15 protein-coding genes and 1 pseudogene are annotated in these 17,758 nt (G+C 71.1%); 3 read left to right on the top strand and 13 right to left on the bottom strand.

Going from position 1 to position 17,758, the window contains the following annotated elements:
- Positions 1 to 157 precede the first annotated feature (157 nt).
- On the top strand, positions 158 to 463 hold the full coding sequence (locus B042_RS0113020) for a hypothetical protein (RefSeq protein ID WP_028648664.1): 306 nt from the start codon (positions 158 to 160) through the stop codon (positions 461 to 463).
- Between the two features lie 65 nt (positions 464 to 528).
- Here B042_RS0113020 and B042_RS0113015 read toward each other — a convergent pair whose 3' ends face one another.
- Entirely contained in the window at positions 529 to 708 is a 180-nt protein-coding gene (locus B042_RS0113015; protein WP_028648663.1) for a DUF397 domain-containing protein, read from the bottom strand.
- Positions 705 to 1,514 (bottom strand): Scr1 family TA system antitoxin-like transcriptional regulator, encoded by an 810-nt coding sequence (locus B042_RS0113010; protein ID WP_028648662.1) that lies wholly within the window; start codon positions 1,512 to 1,514, stop codon positions 705 to 707. The genes B042_RS0113015 and B042_RS0113010 overlap by 4 nt, the downstream gene beginning before the upstream one ends.
- A 253-nt stretch (positions 1,515 to 1,767) precedes the next feature.
- On the opposite strand from B042_RS0113010, the gene B042_RS0113005 reads away from it, so the two are divergent.
- On the top strand, positions 1,768 to 2,046 hold the full coding sequence (locus B042_RS0113005; RefSeq protein ID WP_028648661.1) for a hypothetical protein: 279 nt from the start codon (positions 1,768 to 1,770) through the stop codon (positions 2,044 to 2,046).
- Between the two features lie 131 nt (positions 2,047 to 2,177).
- On the opposite strand, the gene B042_RS0113000 is transcribed toward B042_RS0113005, so the two are convergent.
- From B042_RS0113000 to B042_RS0112965, 8 genes are all read right to left on the bottom strand, one after another.
- The gene (locus B042_RS0113000) at positions 2,178 to 3,500 is read right to left on the bottom strand and encodes an ABC transporter substrate-binding protein (RefSeq protein ID WP_028648660.1); all 1,323 of its coding nucleotides are present in this window, start codon (positions 3,498 to 3,500) and stop codon (positions 2,178 to 2,180) included.
- Between the two features lie 22 nt (positions 3,501 to 3,522).
- Positions 3,523 to 4,617, bottom strand: coding sequence for a branched-chain amino acid ABC transporter permease (locus B042_RS0112995; RefSeq protein WP_028648659.1), 1,095 nt, complete (start codon positions 4,615 to 4,617; stop codon positions 3,523 to 3,525).
- Between the two features lie 2 nt (positions 4,618 to 4,619).
- On the bottom strand, positions 4,620 to 5,471 hold the full coding sequence (locus B042_RS0112990) for a branched-chain amino acid ABC transporter permease (protein WP_028648658.1): 852 nt from the start codon (positions 5,469 to 5,471) through the stop codon (positions 4,620 to 4,622).
- A gap of 10 nt (positions 5,472 to 5,481) precedes the next feature.
- On the bottom strand, positions 5,482 to 6,201 hold the full coding sequence (locus B042_RS0112985; RefSeq protein ID WP_028648657.1) for an ABC transporter ATP-binding protein: 720 nt from the start codon (positions 6,199 to 6,201) through the stop codon (positions 5,482 to 5,484).
- The gene (locus B042_RS23070; RefSeq protein ID WP_051415669.1) at positions 6,198 to 6,992 is read right to left on the bottom strand and encodes an ABC transporter ATP-binding protein; all 795 of its coding nucleotides are present in this window, start codon (positions 6,990 to 6,992) and stop codon (positions 6,198 to 6,200) included. The genes B042_RS0112985 and B042_RS23070 overlap by 4 nt, the downstream gene beginning before the upstream one ends.
- Before the next feature lie 115 nt (positions 6,993 to 7,107).
- The gene (locus tag B042_RS0112975) at positions 7,108 to 10,005 is read right to left on the bottom strand and encodes a LuxR family transcriptional regulator (RefSeq protein ID WP_081748763.1); all 2,898 of its coding nucleotides are present in this window, start codon (positions 10,003 to 10,005) and stop codon (positions 7,108 to 7,110) included.
- 399 nt (positions 10,006 to 10,404) lie between these two features.
- The gene (locus tag B042_RS0112970) at positions 10,405 to 11,379 is read right to left on the bottom strand and encodes a carbohydrate kinase (protein ID WP_028648655.1); all 975 of its coding nucleotides are present in this window, start codon (positions 11,377 to 11,379) and stop codon (positions 10,405 to 10,407) included.
- Positions 11,376 to 12,689 (bottom strand): AGE family epimerase/isomerase, encoded by a 1,314-nt coding sequence (locus B042_RS0112965; RefSeq protein WP_028648654.1) that lies wholly within the window; start codon positions 12,687 to 12,689, stop codon positions 11,376 to 11,378. Before B042_RS0112965 ends, B042_RS0112970 begins: the two co-directional genes overlap by 4 nt.
- Before the next feature lie 179 nt (positions 12,690 to 12,868).
- On the opposite strand from B042_RS0112965, the gene B042_RS0112960 reads away from it, so the two are divergent.
- Positions 12,869 to 14,860, top strand: a complete 1,992-nt coding sequence (locus B042_RS0112960) for a cation:proton antiporter (protein WP_051415672.1) — start codon at positions 12,869 to 12,871, stop codon at positions 14,858 to 14,860.
- A 30-nt stretch (positions 14,861 to 14,890) separates the two neighbouring features.
- Here B042_RS0112960 and B042_RS0112955 read toward each other — a convergent pair whose 3' ends face one another.
- The 3 genes and pseudogenes from B042_RS0112955 to B042_RS0112945 form a co-directional block, all read right to left on the bottom strand.
- Positions 14,891 to 16,225, bottom strand: coding sequence for an acyltransferase (locus B042_RS0112955; protein ID WP_028648652.1), 1,335 nt, complete (start codon positions 16,223 to 16,225; stop codon positions 14,891 to 14,893).
- Between the two features lie 281 nt (positions 16,226 to 16,506).
- Complete coding sequence (locus tag B042_RS0112950) at positions 16,507 to 17,091, bottom strand: putative glycolipid-binding domain-containing protein (protein ID WP_028648651.1); 585 nt, start codon at positions 17,089 to 17,091, stop codon at positions 16,507 to 16,509.
- A gap of 96 nt (positions 17,092 to 17,187) precedes the next feature.
- Positions 17,188 to 17,758 (bottom strand): annotated as a pseudogene (locus tag B042_RS0112945) (sodium/proline symporter PutP); the annotation flags it as partial.

Raw genomic sequence — 17,758 nt, 5'->3', positions numbered from 1 at the left:
TGGTTCCGCAACCACCGACACCCCCTTTCGGGGATGCCGCGTGTGACCTCCCGCACCATGCTGGCCGCAGCCGTGGCCGCCCCGGCCTGAGGGCGATCGCGCCGGTCACCCCGGGCACCCACCCGGGACGGCTGGGGCCAGCATCACCGTCCCGGCCATGATCACCAGCGCCGAGAACGACACCACCGCCCCCGACCACACGCACTCCGACCCGTTCTACGACGGCCTGAACCCGCATCTGGAGCCGGCCGGCGAGGGGCACCTCGTTCCCGACAGCCCCAACACGCTGATCGCCCGCGTCGCCCTCTCCTGGCTGAAGGTGTTCGTGGACGAGGACGACCGCTACGAGCGGCCCCTCTGCCCCCGGCCCCAGCGCCGGAGGCTGGTTCGGCAGCGACTACTCCGACCACCGGGGCTCCTGCCCCTTCATCAAGGGGCACGGCCGCCCGCGCTCCGCGGATGACCGGTCAGGTGTGACACAGCGGCGGGCCGCACACGCGGCCCGCCGCCCCTTCGTTCTGCCCGAGGTTATCGGAGAGGAATTTCCTTGAGGTCACCAAGGAAGGAGTTCCATTCCGAGGACGTGAAACTGAGATGGCCGAGACCCCGGTTCTGCGTATCCCGGACCTGGACGGTACCGGAGGCCTCCTTCACCTCCACACAGAAGCGGTCGCCCTGGCTGTATGTGGATTTCTTCCAGCCGTTCACAGTTCTTCCCTCACTTCTTCTATCCTCTGCAACGAGGCATCAGGGGAAAGGGCCCATACCTGGAGCCTGCTGTACGTCGCCTCCAGCCGCCGCACAACCGACTCCTCGTCCGTGACATGTTCGCCCGAAGAGTGCTCGGAAACGACCAAGGGACTTTGGTCACTAAAGTATACGAGCCAGAAGGCTCCCGCTGTCCAGGCGAAGTCGCGGATTCCTGAGGGGAGGACCTGGACCGTGACGGCCTCCTCACGCGCCTCCGCAGCCAGCCGCTCCAACTGCCCGCGCATGACCTCGGCACCCCCCACGAGCCGGGTGAGCACGAACTCGGGGATGACGACACTGACGACGAGGTCGGTGTTCTCCCGCAGCCGCTCCCGCCACTGCGTGCGCCCCGAGACCACCCGCTGGACGTGCTCCCTGTCGAGGGTCGTGGAGGCGTGCGAGGCAATCACCCGGGCGTACTCCTCGACTTGAAGGAACCCAGGAAGGACAAATGGGTGAAAATACCGCATTTCAGTACCTTCCCGAACATAATCATCCGGATCGTAGTACCAGACCTTCCCGTTCTCCGAGCGCTCCACGTCCCGCCACATCCTGATGAGGGCGCCGTTTGTACCGAACTCGCGGTCCAGAGCCTCCACAATTCCGGCATTGGGCACCCGTACCGCCCGTTCGATCTTGCTGTGGTAGGTCGCGGAGTAGGACGTCATCCGAGACAGCCGATCCAGCGAAAGGTTGCCCTGCGTGCGCAAACGCCGAACGTGCTTGCCGAACTCCACCCACGCCGGCTTCAGTCGGTCCACCATGTACCGACCATGGCAACAAATCAGTACTGGCAGGTACAGAACTGCCCAGAGCGTGACCTCTTTGTATCCTCCCTTCCCACGGGAGCCCTCCCGGTGCGAACCTCAACTACATGACCACCACAAGCACTCCGAGGAAAAAGGGCACGTCTTCAGAGATCACTCAAAGGAACTTCTTCACTACGAAAAGCCACAATTCGGTCCTGGCGGTGGCCGTGCCCTCCACCGCTCCTCCGGCCCACACCGTGACTGCGCCATGAGTCCCGCCCACACGGCCCGGGACCGGGCCCTCAAGGAGCTGTACGCCGCCCTCCGGCGCGCCGACGCCCCGGACGCCGTGCTCGACCTCTACAACGACCCGGCGGTGTACACGCGGGACACCCGCACCAGGGTCAGGGGCCAGTACTTCCTCACCTCCAGGACCGCCCACGGGGGCGCGGTCCTGGAGACGGGGTCGGTCCCGGTCCACAACACCGAAGCCGCCGTCCGCCTGGTCCTGGAGATGGCCTCGGCCGCGGGCCCGCGCTCGGCCTAACGCGGGCACCCCGCCCACGGGGCCCGGGGACGAGGCGCCCCGGGCCGCACGCACGGCGAGGGCCGGTGCCCCCAGTGGGGACACCGGCCCTCGCCGCCTCGGGGTGGGCCCGCAGGCACCAAGGGAAACCGCTAGTCGTGGAAGGCCAGCTCGCTCGGGGAGAGCTGCGTGAAGTCGGTCTCCTCGATCGGACCGCCGGCGTTGTCGGTGACCCGGGTGTCCTGGATCAGCTCGATGTCGCCGCCGGCCTGGTACTGGACGACGTAGACGCCCTGGTGGCCGCCGCGGTCGTCCTCGCTGGAAGTGAAGGGCACGGGGCTCGGTCCCTGCCACTCAATGCTGTGCAGGGTGTCGATCAGGGCCTGGCGGTCCAAGTCCTCACCGGCCTCCAGCAGCGCTTGGGAGAACATGACGGCCTGCGTCATACCGAACACGTGGGTGTTGGTGAGAACCTCGCTGTCGTCCTCGCGGTAGTCCTCCCAGACCTCGATGAACAACTGCGCCCACTCGTCCTCGGGGTCCTCGATACGCGGCATGTAGCTGGTGATGACCAGACCGTCGAGGAAGGCGTCGGCAGCCTCGCCCTCGACCGCGCCGTCGGAGAAGGCGGCGAGCATGCCCTGCAGGGTGCGGGTGTCACCACCGATGCTGGAGACCACCCACTGCGGGCTGTACTCCATGGCGGAGGCGGTCAGCATCGCGTTGGCCATGAAGGCCGGGATGCAGGAGCACACCACGACCTCGGCCTCGGCCGCCTGGAGGGCGGCGATCTGCGCCGAGATGTCGGTCACGGAGGACTCGTAGTGCTCGCGCGCCACGACCTCGTCGGTGAGGTACTGGTCGAGGCCGGCCTGGGAGTCCGTGCCGACGTCGTCGTTCTGGTAGAAGAAGCCGACGTTCTGGCCGGGGAAGTTCTCCGCGATGTACTGGCCCTGGACCTTGGCCTCCTTGGTGTAGTCCGTCTGCCACCCGTAGGTGAGCGGGTACTCCTCGGGGCTGTTCCAGACCAGGGCGCCGGAGGCCGGGAAGACGTCCGGGATGCCCTCCTCGTTCAGGTAGTCGAGCACACCCGAGTGGGTCGGGGTGCCCAGACCGCCGAACATCGCGAAGATCTCTTCGTCGACCAGCTCACGGGTCACGTCGACCGTCTGCGCGGGGTCGTAGGCGTCGTCCTTGACCACGTAGTCGATCTGGCGCCCGTTCACGCCGCCCTGCTCGTTGACGTAGTCGAAGACGGCCTGGGCCCCGCGGGAGATCGGGCTGTAGCCGGAGGCGGCCACACCGGTCAGCGGCTGGTGGGTGCCGACGGTGATCGTGTCCTCGGTGACACCGGTGGCCACGGCCAGGTCGGCGTCCTCTCCCTCGGTCACCTCTCCGGCGCCTTGGCAGGCCGTGGCCATGAGGGCCAGGGCCAGGGCCGCCGCGGCGACCGGTGTTCCTCTGCGCATACGCATGGTGCTCTCCTTCTTCAGGGGGTTATCGAGAGGTCTCGCTGAGCCGGCGCCGGGCGGCCAGCCGTTGGAAGATGCCCTGGATGCCCAACGGCCAGAACCGCAGGACCAGGATGAGGACGATGCCGAAGAACACGAGCGGAAGGTTGTTCTCGACATTGCTGTTCATTTCGAGGAGACCCGCCAGGTCGGATACCCAGAGCTCCAGGTAGACGACGGCCAGGGCCGCCCACAGGGCACCCCACATGCTGCCGACCCCGCCGAGGACGAGGACGGCGAGCAAGGTCAGGGACAGAGCGAGTGTGAAGATGCTCGGTGTCGCGGTGCCCAGCACGTAGATCTGCAGGGCACCGGCCAGCCCGCCCGCGGTGGAGGCGATGACGAACGCGGCCACCTTGGTGGAGCCCACAGGCACACCGGCCATGGCCGCGGCGGTCTCGTCGTCGCGGACGGAGCGCATCCTGCGGCCGAGGCGGCCACCGGAGACCGTCGCCAGTACGGCGAGGGCCAGCAGCACGACCGTCCACACGACGATCGACGTCCACTGCTCGTCACTGACGAGGTTCTCAAGGCCCGGGGGAGCACCCGCGACACGGATGCGGAGGCCGTTGCTCCCTCCGAGCACATCGTGGTAGCGGTGCGCCAGGCCGGGCAGGCCCACGGCCAGGATCAGGGTGGCACCGGCCAGGTAGGGGCCGTGCAGGCGGGCCGTGGCCGCGCCGACCAGCAGCCCGGCCACCGCGGAGACGACGACCACGATCAGCAGGTTGGCCGCCAGCGGCAGCATCGGCAGGTGCAAGACGAGCAGCGCCATGCTGTAGGCACCGATCATCATGAACGCGCCGTGGCCGAGGGAGACCTGACCGCTGCCGCCGACCAAGAGCTGGAGCCCGGCGATCGCCAGCAGCGTGTACCCGACCGCCGCGTAGCGCAGCGAGGACAGGTCGCTGGAGAACAACATCAGTCCGCTGATCGCGGTGAGCGCGAGTGCGGCCAGCAGCAGGTTCCGCACGGGAGAGGGGATCCGCTTCCAGAAGCCGGCCTTGGGGGACGCCGGAGGCGAACCCTGGGAGGTGGGAGCTGTAGCGCCTTCGGCGCGCTCCCGGGTGGGTGAGGACACGGCTACACCTTTCGCGCTTTCGGGCGGGACAGGATGCCGTCGGGACGGAGGCTCAGCACGAGGACCACGACGACGAGGGCGGCGAGAGTGGCGACTTCGGGACCGACGTAGCCGCTCACGTAGGACATGGCCAGACCCATGAGGAGGCCGCCGAGGATGGCGCCGAACGGGCTGTCCAGGCCACCGATCACCGCGGCGGTGATCGCGAAGACGAACACGAGGTCGAACGAGTGCGGGGAGAGGAACGGCGGACCGGCGAGCATGCCGGCGAGGGCACCGATCGTGGAGGCGATCGCCCACCCCGCGGTGAGCATCAGGCCGACCTTCACACCGCTGAGCCTGGCGGCCTCGGGACGGAACGCCGCGGCGCGCATCCGCAGGCCGAGCGGGCTGAACCGGTAGAGGACGAACACCAGGACCGCCACGACGGCGATCGAGGCCACCGCGAAGACGTCCGCCGGGGAGAAGTCGCCCTTGTAGTCGAAGGCGTACCGGAGGCCGTGCTCCCGGCTGCCCCAGACCATCCCGATCACGCCCTGGACCACCAGGAGGAGACCGAGGGTGACGATGATCGCGTTGAGTTCGGACTTGCTGGCGATCGGGCGGATGACCACCCGCTCGACGAGCGCACCCGCCAGGGCACCGACGACGAGCGCGGCACCGAAGCCGAGCCAGTAGCTGTCGGTGGCCTGGATGACGGCGAAGGCGGTGTAGGCCGACACCAGGGCGAAGGCCGGCTGGGCGAAGTTCACCAGGCGGGTGGCCTGGAAGATGATGACCAGGGACAGCGCAAGCGCCGCGTAGACGGCTCCGCTCGACAGCCCGTTGTAGGTCAGGTCGAGAAACTTTTCCATGGGGGTCCCCTCAGAAACCGAGGTAGGCGTGGCGCGTGCGCTCGTCGGAGAGGAGTTCGTCCGAAGCCCCGCTGACGGCCACCTTGCCCTGGTTCAGGACGAACCCGTGCTCGGTGGTCGCCAGAGCGCCGGCGGCGTTCTGCTCGACGAGGACGACGGTGAGTCCGGAACTCTTGCGCAGGTCGCGCAGGAGGTCGAAGATCTGCTGCGTGATCAGCGGCGCCAGACCGAGTGAGGGCTCGTCCAGGAGGAGCACCCTGGGCTTGGCCATGAGCGCACGGCCGATGGCGAGCATCTGGCGCTCACCGCCGGAGAGTGTGCTCGACGGGCGCTTGCGGCGCTCCGCCAGCGGGGGGAAGAGCTCCAGGACCTCCGCCATGGCCTTCTTGTCGGTGCGGGAGGAGCGCCACAGGCCGCCCAGCCGCAGGTTCTCCTCCACGGTGAGTTCGGCGATGACGCCGCCGCCCTCGGGGACGTGGGCCAGGCCGCGGGTGATGATCCTCTCGGCGGGCAGGCGCGTGATGTCCTCCCCTTCGAGCAGGACCTTTCCGGAGGAGACCTTGTGCAGCCCGGACAGGGCGCGCAGCAGGGTGGTCTTGCCCGCGCCGTTGGCGCCGAGGACCGCGCACATGCCCTCGGGGGGCACGGAGAGCGTGATCCCGTGGAGGGCCTGGACCGGGCCGTAGTGGAGGTCGAGGCCCTCCACCCGGAGGATCGGTTCGGTGCTCATCGGGTGCCTCCGTCCGCGGCCGGCTCGCCGAGGTAGGCGCGGGTGACGGCCGGGTCGGCCTGGACCTGCTCGGGGGTGCCGGTGGAGATGACCTGGCCGAAGTTGAGCACCACGATGTGGTCGCACACCTTCATCACCAGGTCCATGTGGTGCTCGACCAGGACGACGGCCATGTCGTTGCTGAAACCGCGGATCTGGTCGGCGAGGTTGTCCACCTGCTGCTTGGACAAGCCGCTGGCGGGCTCGTCGAGCAGGAGCAGTTCTGGGTCTCCGACACAGGCGCGGGCCAGGGCGACCTGTTTCTGGATGCCGTAGGGGAGCATGCCCGGGAAGTGGTGGGCGAACTCGGCGATGCCGAAGCGCTGGAGGGTCGCGCAGGCCTTCTCGCGGATCACGCGCTCGTCCCGGTGGTGGCCGAGCAGGCCGGTGACCATGGACAGGGCACCGCCCTTGGCCAGGCGGTCGGCCCCGGCCACCACGTTCTCCAGGACCGTCATCATGGGGAAGAGGTTCAGACCCTGGAAGGTACGGGCGATCCCGGCGCGCGCCAGGCGGTGCGGACCGGTCTTGCCGGTGCGCTCGCCCTTCCAGGTGATGGCCCCCTCGGTGGGCTTGAGCACACCGGACAGGACGTTGAACAGGGTGGTCTTCCCGGCTCCGTTGGGGCCGATGAGCCCGACGACGGTCCCAGGCGCGACCTGGATTCCGACATCGTCGAGGGCTGTCAGCCCGCCGAAGCGCATGGTCACCCCCTCCGCCTTCAGGAGATGGCCGCCTGTGGTCGTTGTCATGACTGCCTTTCTCGAGGGTGCTGACCGGAGTTACCGTACCGACCAGTTGGTATGTTCCGGTGGGCCGGGAGGCCTCCCCGCCCACCGCGCCGCGGAGGGTCTGCCGCTCCCCGCGTCAGGTGAGCAAGCGGGCCAGGTCCACGCGGGACCTGATGTTCAGCTTGCGGAAGATGCCGCGCAGATGGTGTTCGACCGTGCGCGGACTGATGAACATGTGCGCGGCGACCTCGCGGTTGGTCGCGCCTTCGGCGACCAGCCGGGCGATCTGCTGCTGCTGAGCGGTCAGCTCACTCGTCGGGGGCGGGCCCGGGTCACGTTCGGCGGTCCCGATGGCCCTCAGTTCGGCCCGCGTCTGGCGGACCCAGAGTCGTGCGCCGAAGCGCTCGAAGGATTCCAGGGCGTCGTACAGGTGTTCGCGTGCCCGGCCGGGGAGGCGGGACCGGCGCAGGAACGCCCCGAAGAGCAGTTGCGTGCGCGCCTGTTCGACGTCGTCGTCACCGCAGGCCCGGTGCAGGGCCAGCGCGTTCTCGAAGTGGTCGGCGGCCTCGTCGCCCGCGGCCAGGAGCCCTTGGCCACGCGCGGCCAGCGCGCGGGCGCTCAGGCTGCCGACCGCGTCGGCCCAGTGCTGGTAGCCGGCTTGCGAGGTTCGGGCCCAGCCGGTCTCCCCCATCCGGGTGGCCGCCTCCACGAAGTGGGGCGCGGTGAGCAGGCGCATCGTCGGGTGGCCGTACCCCGGCCCGGCGTGGACCAGGGCTCGCAGCCGGAAGAAGGCCTCCGCGGCGTTGCCCCGCGACAGTTCCAGGACGGCCAGAGCCCAGGAGGCCAGCGCCGAGGCCAGACCGAGACTCTTCTCCCCCGCCTGGGTGGCGACCGCGCGCGCCCGGATGCGGCAGGTGTCCACGTCGCCCTGGATCGCGGCGATCATCGCCAGCGAAGCCAGGTTCTGGGTGGCCCAGATCGACTGTCCGTGCTCGCGCGCCGCCTTCAGTCCATAGAGGGCGTGGCCCGCAGCGGAGGGAAACCGGCCGCTCCAGAACTCGGAGAAGACCAGGAACCCCAGTGCCGCCGGGACGGGGGCGTGCTCTCCCTGGGTCTCCCCGGCCTCCACGGCCCGCGTCATCACCCGCCGCACGAACGGCGCGTCGCCGAGCCGCAGACCGCAGACCCCGGCCCAGATCAGCTCGGAGGGGAGGTCCATCCCCTCGGAGAGCTCCATGCCCTCGCGCAGGATCGGGGTGGACCCGGTGTAGTCGCCCCGGAAGGAGAGGGTGCACCCCTTGAGGTAGGCCACGACCAGGCGCATCGGCGCCGGGTCGTCGTCGCGTACCAGTGGGGCGGCCAGGTCGTAGGCCTTGCCGTGCCGGATCGGGTCGCCCGCCAGGGAGGCGGAGTCGGCCGAGCGCACCAAGGCGCGCAGGGCGAGTTCGCGATCGTGGCCGATGAGCTCCCGACCCACGGCCATCAGGCGCTCGGCGGCGTCGATCGCGTTGCCCTCGCGCATGGTCGACTGCGCGTCGACCAGGTCGATGATCGCCCGTCGCCCGTCGGTCACGGCCAGCGGCCGGGCCTTGCGTACCAGGTGCGCGCCCCGGTCGGTCCTGCCGCCCGCGTAGGCCTGGTAGGAGGCGCTGGCCAGCCGGCAGGCGCGGAGGTCGGGGTCCGGCGTGAGCTGGGCGGCGCGTTCGTGGGCGTAGGAGGCGGCCAGCGGCCCCTCCAGCCTGCGGGCGCGCAGGGCGGCCTTCTCCACGGCGTTCGCCAGGGCCTCGTCGGGGCTGCTCGACCCCGCGGCGGCGTGGCGGGAGAACTCCAGCGGCGCGTACTCCGGGTCCACCGCCTCGGCGAGGGCCCGGTGGACCGCGCGCAGCCGGTTGGCCGGGGCGTCCTGGGCGATGGCCTCGCACAGCAGCGGGTCGGAGAAGACGACGTTGGCACCCTCCACATGCACGATTCCGGCTTCCTCTGCCGGCTCCAGGTCCCCCACCGTGAGTGCGGGGGCCCCGCCGGCCTCGATCAGCAGGTCGACCCCGGGGTCGGCGGCCAGGGAGGCGATGAGGAGCAGGTGCTGGACGTGCTCGGGCAGTTCGCGGTAGGCGGTCAGGAACGAGGAGCGCAGCCGTCCGGGCAGCCGGAGCTGCGCGGGCAGGGGCTCCAAGCCCCGGATCTGTGGTGCGGACAGGCCCCTCAGGTGGCCGATGGCCACGGCGGGGTTGCCGTGTGCGGCCCTGACGAGGCGGGTGCGCACGGCCGAGGCGGGCGTCACCGGCGCACGGTCGGTGATGATGTCGTGCACCGAGCGTGCGTTCAGCGGCTGGAGGAGGTGCTCGGTGACCCCGGGCACCAGCTCGTCCGGAGCGGGCTCGCCCTCTGAGGCGGGCAGACGGGCCGCGGACTTGCCGTGGCCGACGTGGGCGGTGAACACGGCCGCGATGCGCAGGCCGCTCAGCCGCCGGGCTACGAAGGCCAGGGCCTCCAGGGAGGCGGAGTCGAGGTGGTCGGCGTCGTCGACGCAGATCAGAAGGGGCTTGTCCTCGGAGGCGAGCCGCAGCAGGTCGAGGACGGCCGTGTACAGGGCGAAGCGGTCGGGGTCCGAGAGCACGCCGCGGGTGAGGGTGTCGCGGATGAGGTCGCGCCTGGGCTCGGCCAGGCGCTCGGCCTGGCCCTCGACGGGGCGCAGGAGACGCTGGAGCCCGGCGAGCGGAATGTCGGCCTCGGTGGGAACACCGGCCGCGTGCAGGACGGTGAAGCCTTCGGCAGCGGCGCGCGCGTGTTCGACGAGCGCCGTCTTACCGCGCCCGGGCCCTCCGGAGAGAAGTATGGAGGCACCGCGGGCAGACCTCGCGTCGTCCAAGACGTCCGCGAGGATCCGTCGCTCTGAGTCCCGCCCCCGGAGACGGACACCCGGGGGCATCGTGCACCTGCCAGTCACAGGCTCACATTCGCATATGAAGACCCCATCGCGGCAGGTGCGAGTGGGCACACTGGTCGTTTCACCGATACCAGGACAGGCTCGCATGGGGCGTGGCCGAGACCGTCTCGGACGGCGGGGCGCGACGGTGCGGGACTCACTGACCAGTGTTGCATCAAAGCGACCACCAGGGGTTCTCTGGCACCGAAGGGTGAGGAGACTCACTCGCGAGGGTGTCCAGGACCTCCCTCACGCCCCCTTGACGACCAAGGTGCGGTTATCAACCTGCAATACCCCCGTAACACCCCCCGCAATTCGGCCATTCCGGACATTAACTATCAAATCTGCCCTTTAGTCTCGTCTTGGCGTCTTCGTGATCCCCCCGTAGGGGATTCCACCGGTCCCCGCACCGGACCGGCGAGGTCGGTGCGGCGCACCATCCCCCACCGACCTGCACGATGCCCGCAACCCCGAGGTTTCGGGCAGACACAACCGATGACCCGCCCCTCAGGCCTCCGACAGGGCCAACGCCAGCTCCCCACCCGTGGGCGGGTCGGCGCCTTCGCGGGTCACCGTCACCGCCGCCGCCGTACTCGCGAAGACAAGCAGCTCGCGCACCCGGTCCTCAGTGAGGCCGGCCCGTTGCCCGGCGGGGTCACCCCCGAGCAGGTCCGCCCGGTCAAGCCAGTGCAGCAGGGCACCCATGAAGGAGTCACCCGCACCCACCGTGTCCGCCACCCGGACCTTCGGTGCGCGGACCTCCACCTGACCCGCGCCGCAGACCGCGAGAGCGCCCCGCCCTCCCAGGGTGACCACCACCAGTTCCGGCCCCAAAGCGGCGACCTCACGGGCCGCCCGCTCCGGGGGAAGGCCCGGATAGAGAAAGGCCAGGTCCTCGTCACTGGCCTTGACCACGTGGGCCAGCGCGGCGTAGCGCGGCGCCAGTTCCCGCACGGCCTCCGCGTCGCCGATGACGTCCGGCCGGATGTTGGGGTCGAGCGTGAGCGCCACCTCCCCACGCGCGCGTTCGCGTTCCAGCAGTTCCCCGATCCGCGAGGCCCCCGGCTCCCGGAAGAGCGCCACCGAGGCCGCGTGCAACGCGCCGACCCCCGGGGGCAGGCGGTCGGGGAGTTCACCGGGGCGCCAGCGCCAATCGGCGGCGTCGTCCATCCGGAAGTCGTAGCGCGCCGACCCGTCCGGGGCGAGCGTGGCCATCGCCAGCGACGACGGCTCCTGCGCCGCCACCAGCCCGGCCGGGTCGATCCCCTCGGCCAGCAGGCGCTCACGGACGCGTTCACCGAAGCCGTCCGATCCGATCCGCGCCAGCAGCCGGGTGGGGGTCCCCAGCCGGGCCGCGGCCACAGCCGTGTTGGCGGGCCCGCCACCGGGCACGGCCCGGACCACGTCGCGTCCGTGCTCGGTGGGCAGCAGGTCCATGACGTTCTCACCGACCACGACGAGCCTGGGCTCGTGCCCGCTCATGCCGCGCCTCCCCTCTGCGCGCCGGAGCCGCCGGCCAGCGCGCCCGCCAGGGAGCCCGCCAGACCGATCCGGGGCAGGAGCACCGCCTGGTAGGCGTGGTAGACGTCGGGCTTGCCGGGCCACACGCTTCCGGCGGGCCGGTGGTCCGGATCGAGTTCGTGGTGCCAACCGCCGTGCTCACGGTCGATGTGGTGGCGGTCGGCATAGGTCCACCAGCGGTCGTAGTCGCGGCCGTAGGCACCGTCACCGGTGGCCTCGCCCAGGGCCCAGGCGGCCATCGCGGCCTCGGCAACGACCCAGTGCATGCGCTCGCGCACGACGGGGCTGTCGTCCCAGTCGAGGGTGTAGACGAACCCCTCCCGGCCGTCGGCGGCCCACCCCCTGCGGACGGCGTGGCCGAAGAGCGCGACGGCGTCGGCCCGCAGCCACGCGGGGGCCTCCTCCCCCGCACCGGTGAGGGAGGCCTCCAGGTGGACCAGCAGCCGGGCCCACTCCAGAAGGTGGCCGGTGGTGCTGCCGAAGGGCCGGAAGGGGTGGTCCGGCTGCTCCCGGTGGTGCTCGGGCAGGGCCTTCCAGTCGGAGGTGAAGTGCTCCGGCAGACGCCAGTCGTACTCGGCGGCCACCCCGTGCACGAGCCGCTCGGCGATGGCCAGCGCCCGGCGGGCCCACCGGGCATCGCCGGTGGCGTCGGCGGCGGCCAGGAACGCCTCCACACAGTGCATGTTGCTGTTGGCGCCCCGGTAGTCCTCAGTGGCGGTCCACCCCCGGTCCCAACTCTCCCGGACGGCCCCCGCGGAGTCCTCCCAGAAGCGCTCCTCGACCACGCCGAGCGCCTCGGCGAGCAGGTCGGCGGCGCCCGGTCGGCCCGCGACGGCGGCGCTGGCGGCAGCCAGGACCACGAAGGCGTGCTCGTAGGCGGACTTGCGGAGCTCCTGCCCGGCCCCGGCCCGGCCCCCTCCATCGTGGGAGCACTCCCACAAGGCGGGGCCGGAAAGCGCCGTGGGATCGGAGGGGACCGCGTCGAACCAGCCGCCCAGTTCGGCGTCGCGCAGCGGACCTGCGAGTGCCGCGAGCCCGTGGTCGGCGAGTGCCGCCGCCCCCTCCGCGCCCCGCAGGTGCGCCAGGGAGAACACGTGCGTCATGCGCGCCGTGATCCATGCGGCGGTCGGCCTCTCCTCGACACGGCCGCGGGCGTCCAGCCAGCCGAAGCCGTCGGGGACGACCGAACCGGCGGCGAAGAAGTACAGACGTTCCTCCTCCGCGCGCAGCCACTCGGGGTGTCCCGGGCCGGGACGGTGCGATGTCGTCACTCCACTGCCTCCTCAGGGCACGTCGGTACGCGGTTCAAGATATCCGCCGCGCCCTGACGCGTACACCCGTGTTCGCAGATGACAGCGGGGCTGGCGGGACCCGAGTGAAAGTCCGCCGATACGCTCGGGAAGAACCGGATCCGCCCCCAGGGCGCCGTGTGAGGGGATTGTGTGTGGTGATGCTCGCTGCGGGGGAGAGCCCCGCCTACCTCGGACCGATCGTCGCGCTGCTCCTCGCCGCGGGGCTGATCGGCGCGCTCTTCGTCCGGCTCAGAGTCGTCCCGATCGTGGGCTTCCTGCTCGCGGGCGTGGTCATCGGACCACACCAACTGGGACTGGTCCCGGACGTGGAGATGGTCGAGGCCGCCGCCGACATCGGCGTGATGCTCCTGCTGTTCACCATCGGTGTCGAGTTCTCCCTCGAACGCCTGGCCAAGATCAGGCGCTTCGTCCTGGGCGGGGGCACCCTCCAGGTAGTCCTGACCACGGCCGCCGTGGCCGGGCTGTGCCTGCTGTTCGGCGCGGACTGGAACGTCGGCGTCTTCACCGGCTTCCTGGTGGCACTGTCCTCCACCGCGATCGTGCTCAAGGTGGTCGCCGCCAAGGGTGCCACGCAGCAGCCCGTCGGCCAGGCGTCCGTGGGCACCCTCATCCTCCAGGACCTCGCCATCATCGTCATGGTCCTGCTGATCCCGGTCCTGGGCGGCCAGGCCGGCGGCACCTGGGAGGTGGTGCGGGCGCTGGGCACCGCCGCCCTCGTCCTCACCGCCGTCATCCTGGTGGCGCGCAAGGTCATGCCCCCGCTACTGGAGCGCATCGCCCGGCTGTGCTCACCGGAGATCTTCCTGCTGTCCATCGTGGCCATCGCCCTAGGGGTGGCGTACCTGACCTCGCTCGCCGGGATCAGCACCGCTCTGGGCGCCTTCCTGGCAGGCATGGTGCTGAGCGAGTCGCGGCACAGTGCCCACGCGCTGAGCGAGATCATGCCGCTCCAGATGATCTTCAGCGCCGTCTTCTTCATCTCCATCGGCATGCTGCTCGACCTCGCCGTCCTGGCGCAGCTGTGGTGGATCGTCCTGCTCCTCGCCGTGGCGGTCGTCCTCATCAAGGTGCTGACGACCTTCACCGCGGTCTCAGTCCTGCGGGTGGGACCGGCCACCGCCGTGGGCTCGGCCTTCCTCCTCGCGCAGATCGGCGAGTTCTCCTTCGTCCTCCAGCAGACCGGGGCGGCCTACGGCCTGTCCCCGGCGGGGATGGGCGACGAGGGCGGACAGATCCTCGTCGCCGTCACGGTCCTGCTGATGACCGCGACACCGGCGCTGGGCGCCCTGGGCGCGGCGATCGCCCGCCGCCTGCCCCGGAACGCGGCCGCCGAGGCCGCCGCCGGGCTGGAGCCGGACACCGACACCCGCGACCGGGTCCTCATCTCCGGTTGGGGGCCCGTCGCCCGAAACCTGGGCGCCTATCTGGAGGCCAACGGCGTCCCCTCGACCGTGACCACGCTCAGCCCCGACCTGGCCGCCGACGCCGAGAGCCGCGGGCACACCGTCGTCCGGGGCGAGGCCACGAAGGCGACCGTGCTGCACGAGGTCGGCATGGACCGCGTGAAGCTCATCGTCATCGCCGAGAACGACTCCGAGGCCGCCGTCCACATCGCCCACGTCCTGCACGGGGTGGCACCGGGCGTGCCGATCGTGGTGCGCCCCACCGACGTCCCCGACATCACGGGCTTCTACGACGCGGACGTGAAGCGGGTCGTGGACACCCACCGCGCGGTGACCGAGCCCCTGGGCGGGGCCGTCCTCGACCTCCTCGACATCGACCACACCCACCGGGGCCACCCCGACCCGACCGTGGTCAGGCACTTGCGCCCCGACCCCGACACCGCGTGCGCGCACATGGAGGACCTGCCCCCCGTCCTTCCCAAGAGTCCCGGATGCACGGAGTGCCTGCGCAAGGGGCGCCACGACTGGGTGCACCTGCGGATCTGCGCGCAGTGCGGCTTCGTGGGCTGCTGCGACGACTCCCCCGGCCGCCACAGCCGGTGGCACGCCGACCAGGCCGGGCACCCCGTCGTCATGTCCGCCGAGGACGGCGAGAACTGGGGGTGGTGCTTCCTGGACGAGCATCTCGTGACGGACACCGGTGCGGCCCCGGCGGAGAACGTCTGAACCCGGCCCCGCGCCGGGCGCACACCGGTCTCAGCCGACCGGGCGCACCCGGCGCAGACGGGGCGCGTTCATGAGGAGGAGTCCCGCCGCCACCGCGGTCAGGGCGAGGAGGGGCTTCCACCCCACTCCCAGCCCGATCCCGGTCAGCGCGCCCAGACCGCCGCCGATGAGGGCGGCCGAGGCCAGGACGAGGGTCGGTCCCGGGTCGCCCGCGAGCAGCCTCGGCGGTTCCTCGAACCGTGCGGTCAGGGAGGCCGTCAGAACCACCAGCGGCGTCAGCGCGGCCGTCCCGAGCGCCCCGAACAACAGCCAGGAGACGGTCATCGGCTGGGGGGTGTCGACGCCCAGACCGTAGACCAGGGTTCCCGAGACCACGCTGACCGGGATCATGTGCCACAGGTAGACGGTCATCAGCCGGGGGCAGAGCAGGTCCAGGACCCGTGACGGTCCGGGGCGGTCGGCCCACGCGCCGATCCAGCTCCGCAGCAGCACGGCGGCACCGATCTGGAGAGCGCCGACCGAGGCCAGAACCAGGTTCGGCGGGAAGACGTTGGACGCCTCCATCGCGAACACGCCGGTCATGTTGGGCGAGTACAGGCCGGTGAGAGCGAGCACCCCCACGGTGGCGGCGCCGACCGCGGCGAGGACCGCCCCCTGGCGGGCCCGCAGCGCGCCGCGCGCGTAGAGAAAGCCGAGCTGGTGCAGGCCCAGCCACACGAACACCACGTTCGCGTAGCCGGCCGTGTCCGACCCCGTCGCGATCCGGGCGGCGTCGGTCAGGCCCGCCGCGGCGAAGAGCGCCACCGCGGCCCAGGGGCCGGTCCGCGCGTCCGCGGCGGCGAGCACCGGGGTCGCCACGACCACCAGGACGTACACCGCCAGGAACCACAGCACCATTCCCGCAGCCTCGGCGGCCACCGAGACCGGCTGCTCCGGCACACCGCCGACGGACAGCAGGTGGGCTGCGCCGATCCACACGACCGCCACCGGGACCACCGGCCAGGCGATCCGGCGCAGCCGCCGCGCCACCCACGCGGTCGCCGTGCTCCCGCGGCCAGACGCGGACCGCCAGCTCAGGAGGTTCGACGCGCCGCCGACGAAGAAGATCAGCGGCATGACCTGGACGAACCAGGTGAGGGTGGAGCCGCCGTCCACACCGATCACACTGGTCGCGGCGAGCTCACCCGGCTGCCGCGTCAGGACCGGGAGCCACCAGTGCTGAAGCACGACGAGCCCCATCACCAGAAGGCGCAGGACGTCGAGGAAGCGGTCGCGGTCGGGCGTGCCGACCGGTGACACGGAGGCCGACCCGGCGGCCGGGAGGGCCGAAGGCCCGCCCCCGGCACCCGGTCGTCGGGCGGTCATGGTCATCGGCGCTCCTTGTCGCTTCCGGTCACAGGTGTGCCCGGGCCTTCGCGTGAGGGGATGGGCTGGCGGCTGATCGGACGCTCCCCTGGCGGGCGGCGGCCGTGTACTCAGTCATGGCGTCGGTACGAGACTAAGCGCGCGACGGGGCACCGCACGATGGATCAGCCCCCACAGTCTCGGTGGTACGGGTACTACCGCGGGCGGGGCGGCCCCACGGCAGTACCCGTGTCAGGTGCGAGGGGGCGGCACTTTCCACGCCGGGCGCGCGCCACGTCCGTTCAGGGGCCCGGGCGTACCCGCCGGGCGAAGCGCTCGTAGTCCACCACCACGCCGTCGGTGTCCACGGAGAATTCGTACTCGCCGTGGATCGGGTCCCGGTAGGTGTAGCGCTCCAGGCCGCCCCGGGCCGGGTGGCGGGTGTAGCTCCGGCGCATGCGGCTGACCGTCAGGGAGGGGATGTCGATCCGGGCCACCGCGATCTCGCGGTGCTCGCCGGGGCGCAGTCCCAGACGGCGGATCGGCAGGGTGCTGGTGAGCGGGGTGGCGGCGACGTCGACGTCCAGGCAGCCCATGAGTTCGGGGAGGGGGCAGCCCCGTGCGTCGCTCCAACGGCCGTCCCGTGCGGTGAGGCGGACCGATTCCGGCCCCGTGACGGTGACGGCCTCGACGCGCACCTCACGCGTGGTCCATGCCAGGTCGGTGCGGATGGTGAAGCGGGCGAAGAACCGTTCCCCGTCCGCCGCGACGGCCTCCCCGGCCTCCAGTCGGTACCCGCAGGGTTCGGCTAGGAGGCTGCCGAGCCCGAGCCCCTCGGAGACGTCGGTCCGGGTCCAGGCCGCCGGGTACGGCGTCGATGACGACATGCCCCCCGTTCTACCGTTTTCGGACACCGCTACGCCAGAGGACGACGGGCCCGTACCGCCGCGCGGCACGGGCCCGTGAGCACGGGAGGGGCCGGATCAGCCGGCGACCTCTTCCGCGACGGCCTCCGAACGGACGGCCTTGACCTCGTTCTCCACGCGGTCGAAGTCGGACTCCATCACGTCACTGACCNTGCCGAGCGAGTTCAGGGCGAAGATCGCCACGAAGCTCACGATGACGCCGGGGACCATGGAGAACAGGCCGATGCCCAGGTAGGAGCTGTCGACGATGTCCCAGACGATGGCGGTACCGGCGCCCGCGATCATGCCGGCGAGGGCGCCCGTCCAGGTCATGCGCTTCCAGAACACGGCGAGCAGCAGGACCGGGCCGAAGGCCGAACCGAAGCCCGCCCACGCGTAGCCCACCAGGTCCATGACCGAGCTGTTGCCCCACAGCGCGATGCCCGCCGCCGCCAGCGCGACCNCGANNACGGTNNCACGGCTGATCCACAGCAGCACCTTGCTGTCGGCGTCACGGGAGANGAANCCCCNGTAGACGTCCTCGGTCAGGGCGGAGGCCGCGACCAGGAGCTGGGAGTCGGCGGTACTCATCACCGCGGCGAGGATCGCCGCGAGCAGCACACCCGCCACCAGCGGATGGGTCAGGGCC

Origin of the sequence: Nocardiopsis sp. CNT312, assembly GCF_000515115.1 — a bacterium.
GTDB lineage: Bacteria > Actinomycetota > Actinomycetes > Streptosporangiales > Streptosporangiaceae > Nocardiopsis.
Note: the sequence above shows the minus strand (reverse complement) of the source record. Positions and strands in the feature narration are given on the sequence as shown.

Coding starts and splice junctions, on each gene's coding strand:
- B042_RS0113020 (WP_028648664.1), top strand. CDS start 158: ATGATCACCAGCGCCGAGAACGACACCACCGCCCCCGACCACACGCAC.
- B042_RS0113010 (WP_028648662.1), bottom strand. CDS start 1,514: ATGGTGGACCGACTGAAGCCGGCGTGGGTGGAGTTCGGCAAGCACGTT.
- B042_RS0113005 (WP_028648661.1), top strand. CDS start 1,768: ATGAGTCCCGCCCACACGGCCCGGGACCGGGCCCTCAAGGAGCTGTAC.
- B042_RS0113000 (WP_028648660.1), bottom strand. CDS start 3,500: ATGCGTATGCGCAGAGGAACACCGGTCGCCGCGGCGGCCCTGGCCCTG.
- B042_RS0112990 (WP_028648658.1), bottom strand. CDS start 5,471: ATGGAAAAGTTTCTCGACCTGACCTACAACGGGCTGTCGAGCGGAGCC.
- B042_RS0112985 (WP_028648657.1), bottom strand. CDS start 6,201: ATGAGCACCGAACCGATCCTCCGGGTGGAGGGCCTCGACCTCCACTAC.
- B042_RS23070 (WP_051415669.1), bottom strand. CDS start 6,992: ATGACAACGACCACAGGCGGCCATCTCCTGAAGGCGGAGGGGGTGACC.
- B042_RS0112975 (WP_081748763.1), bottom strand. CDS start 10,005: ATGCGAGCCTGTCCTGGTATCGGTGAAACGACCAGTGTGCCCACTCGC.
- B042_RS0112970 (WP_028648655.1), bottom strand. CDS start 11,379: ATGAGCGGGCACGAGCCCAGGCTCGTCGTGGTCGGTGAGAACGTCATG.
- B042_RS0112960 (WP_051415672.1), top strand. CDS start 12,869: ATGCTCGCTGCGGGGGAGAGCCCCGCCTACCTCGGACCGATCGTCGCG.
- B042_RS0112955 (WP_028648652.1), bottom strand. CDS start 16,225: ATGACCGCCCGACGACCGGGTGCCGGGGGCGGGCCTTCGGCCCTCCCG.
- B042_RS0112950 (WP_028648651.1), bottom strand. CDS start 17,091: ATGTCGTCATCGACGCCGTACCCGGCGGCCTGGACCCGGACCGACGTC.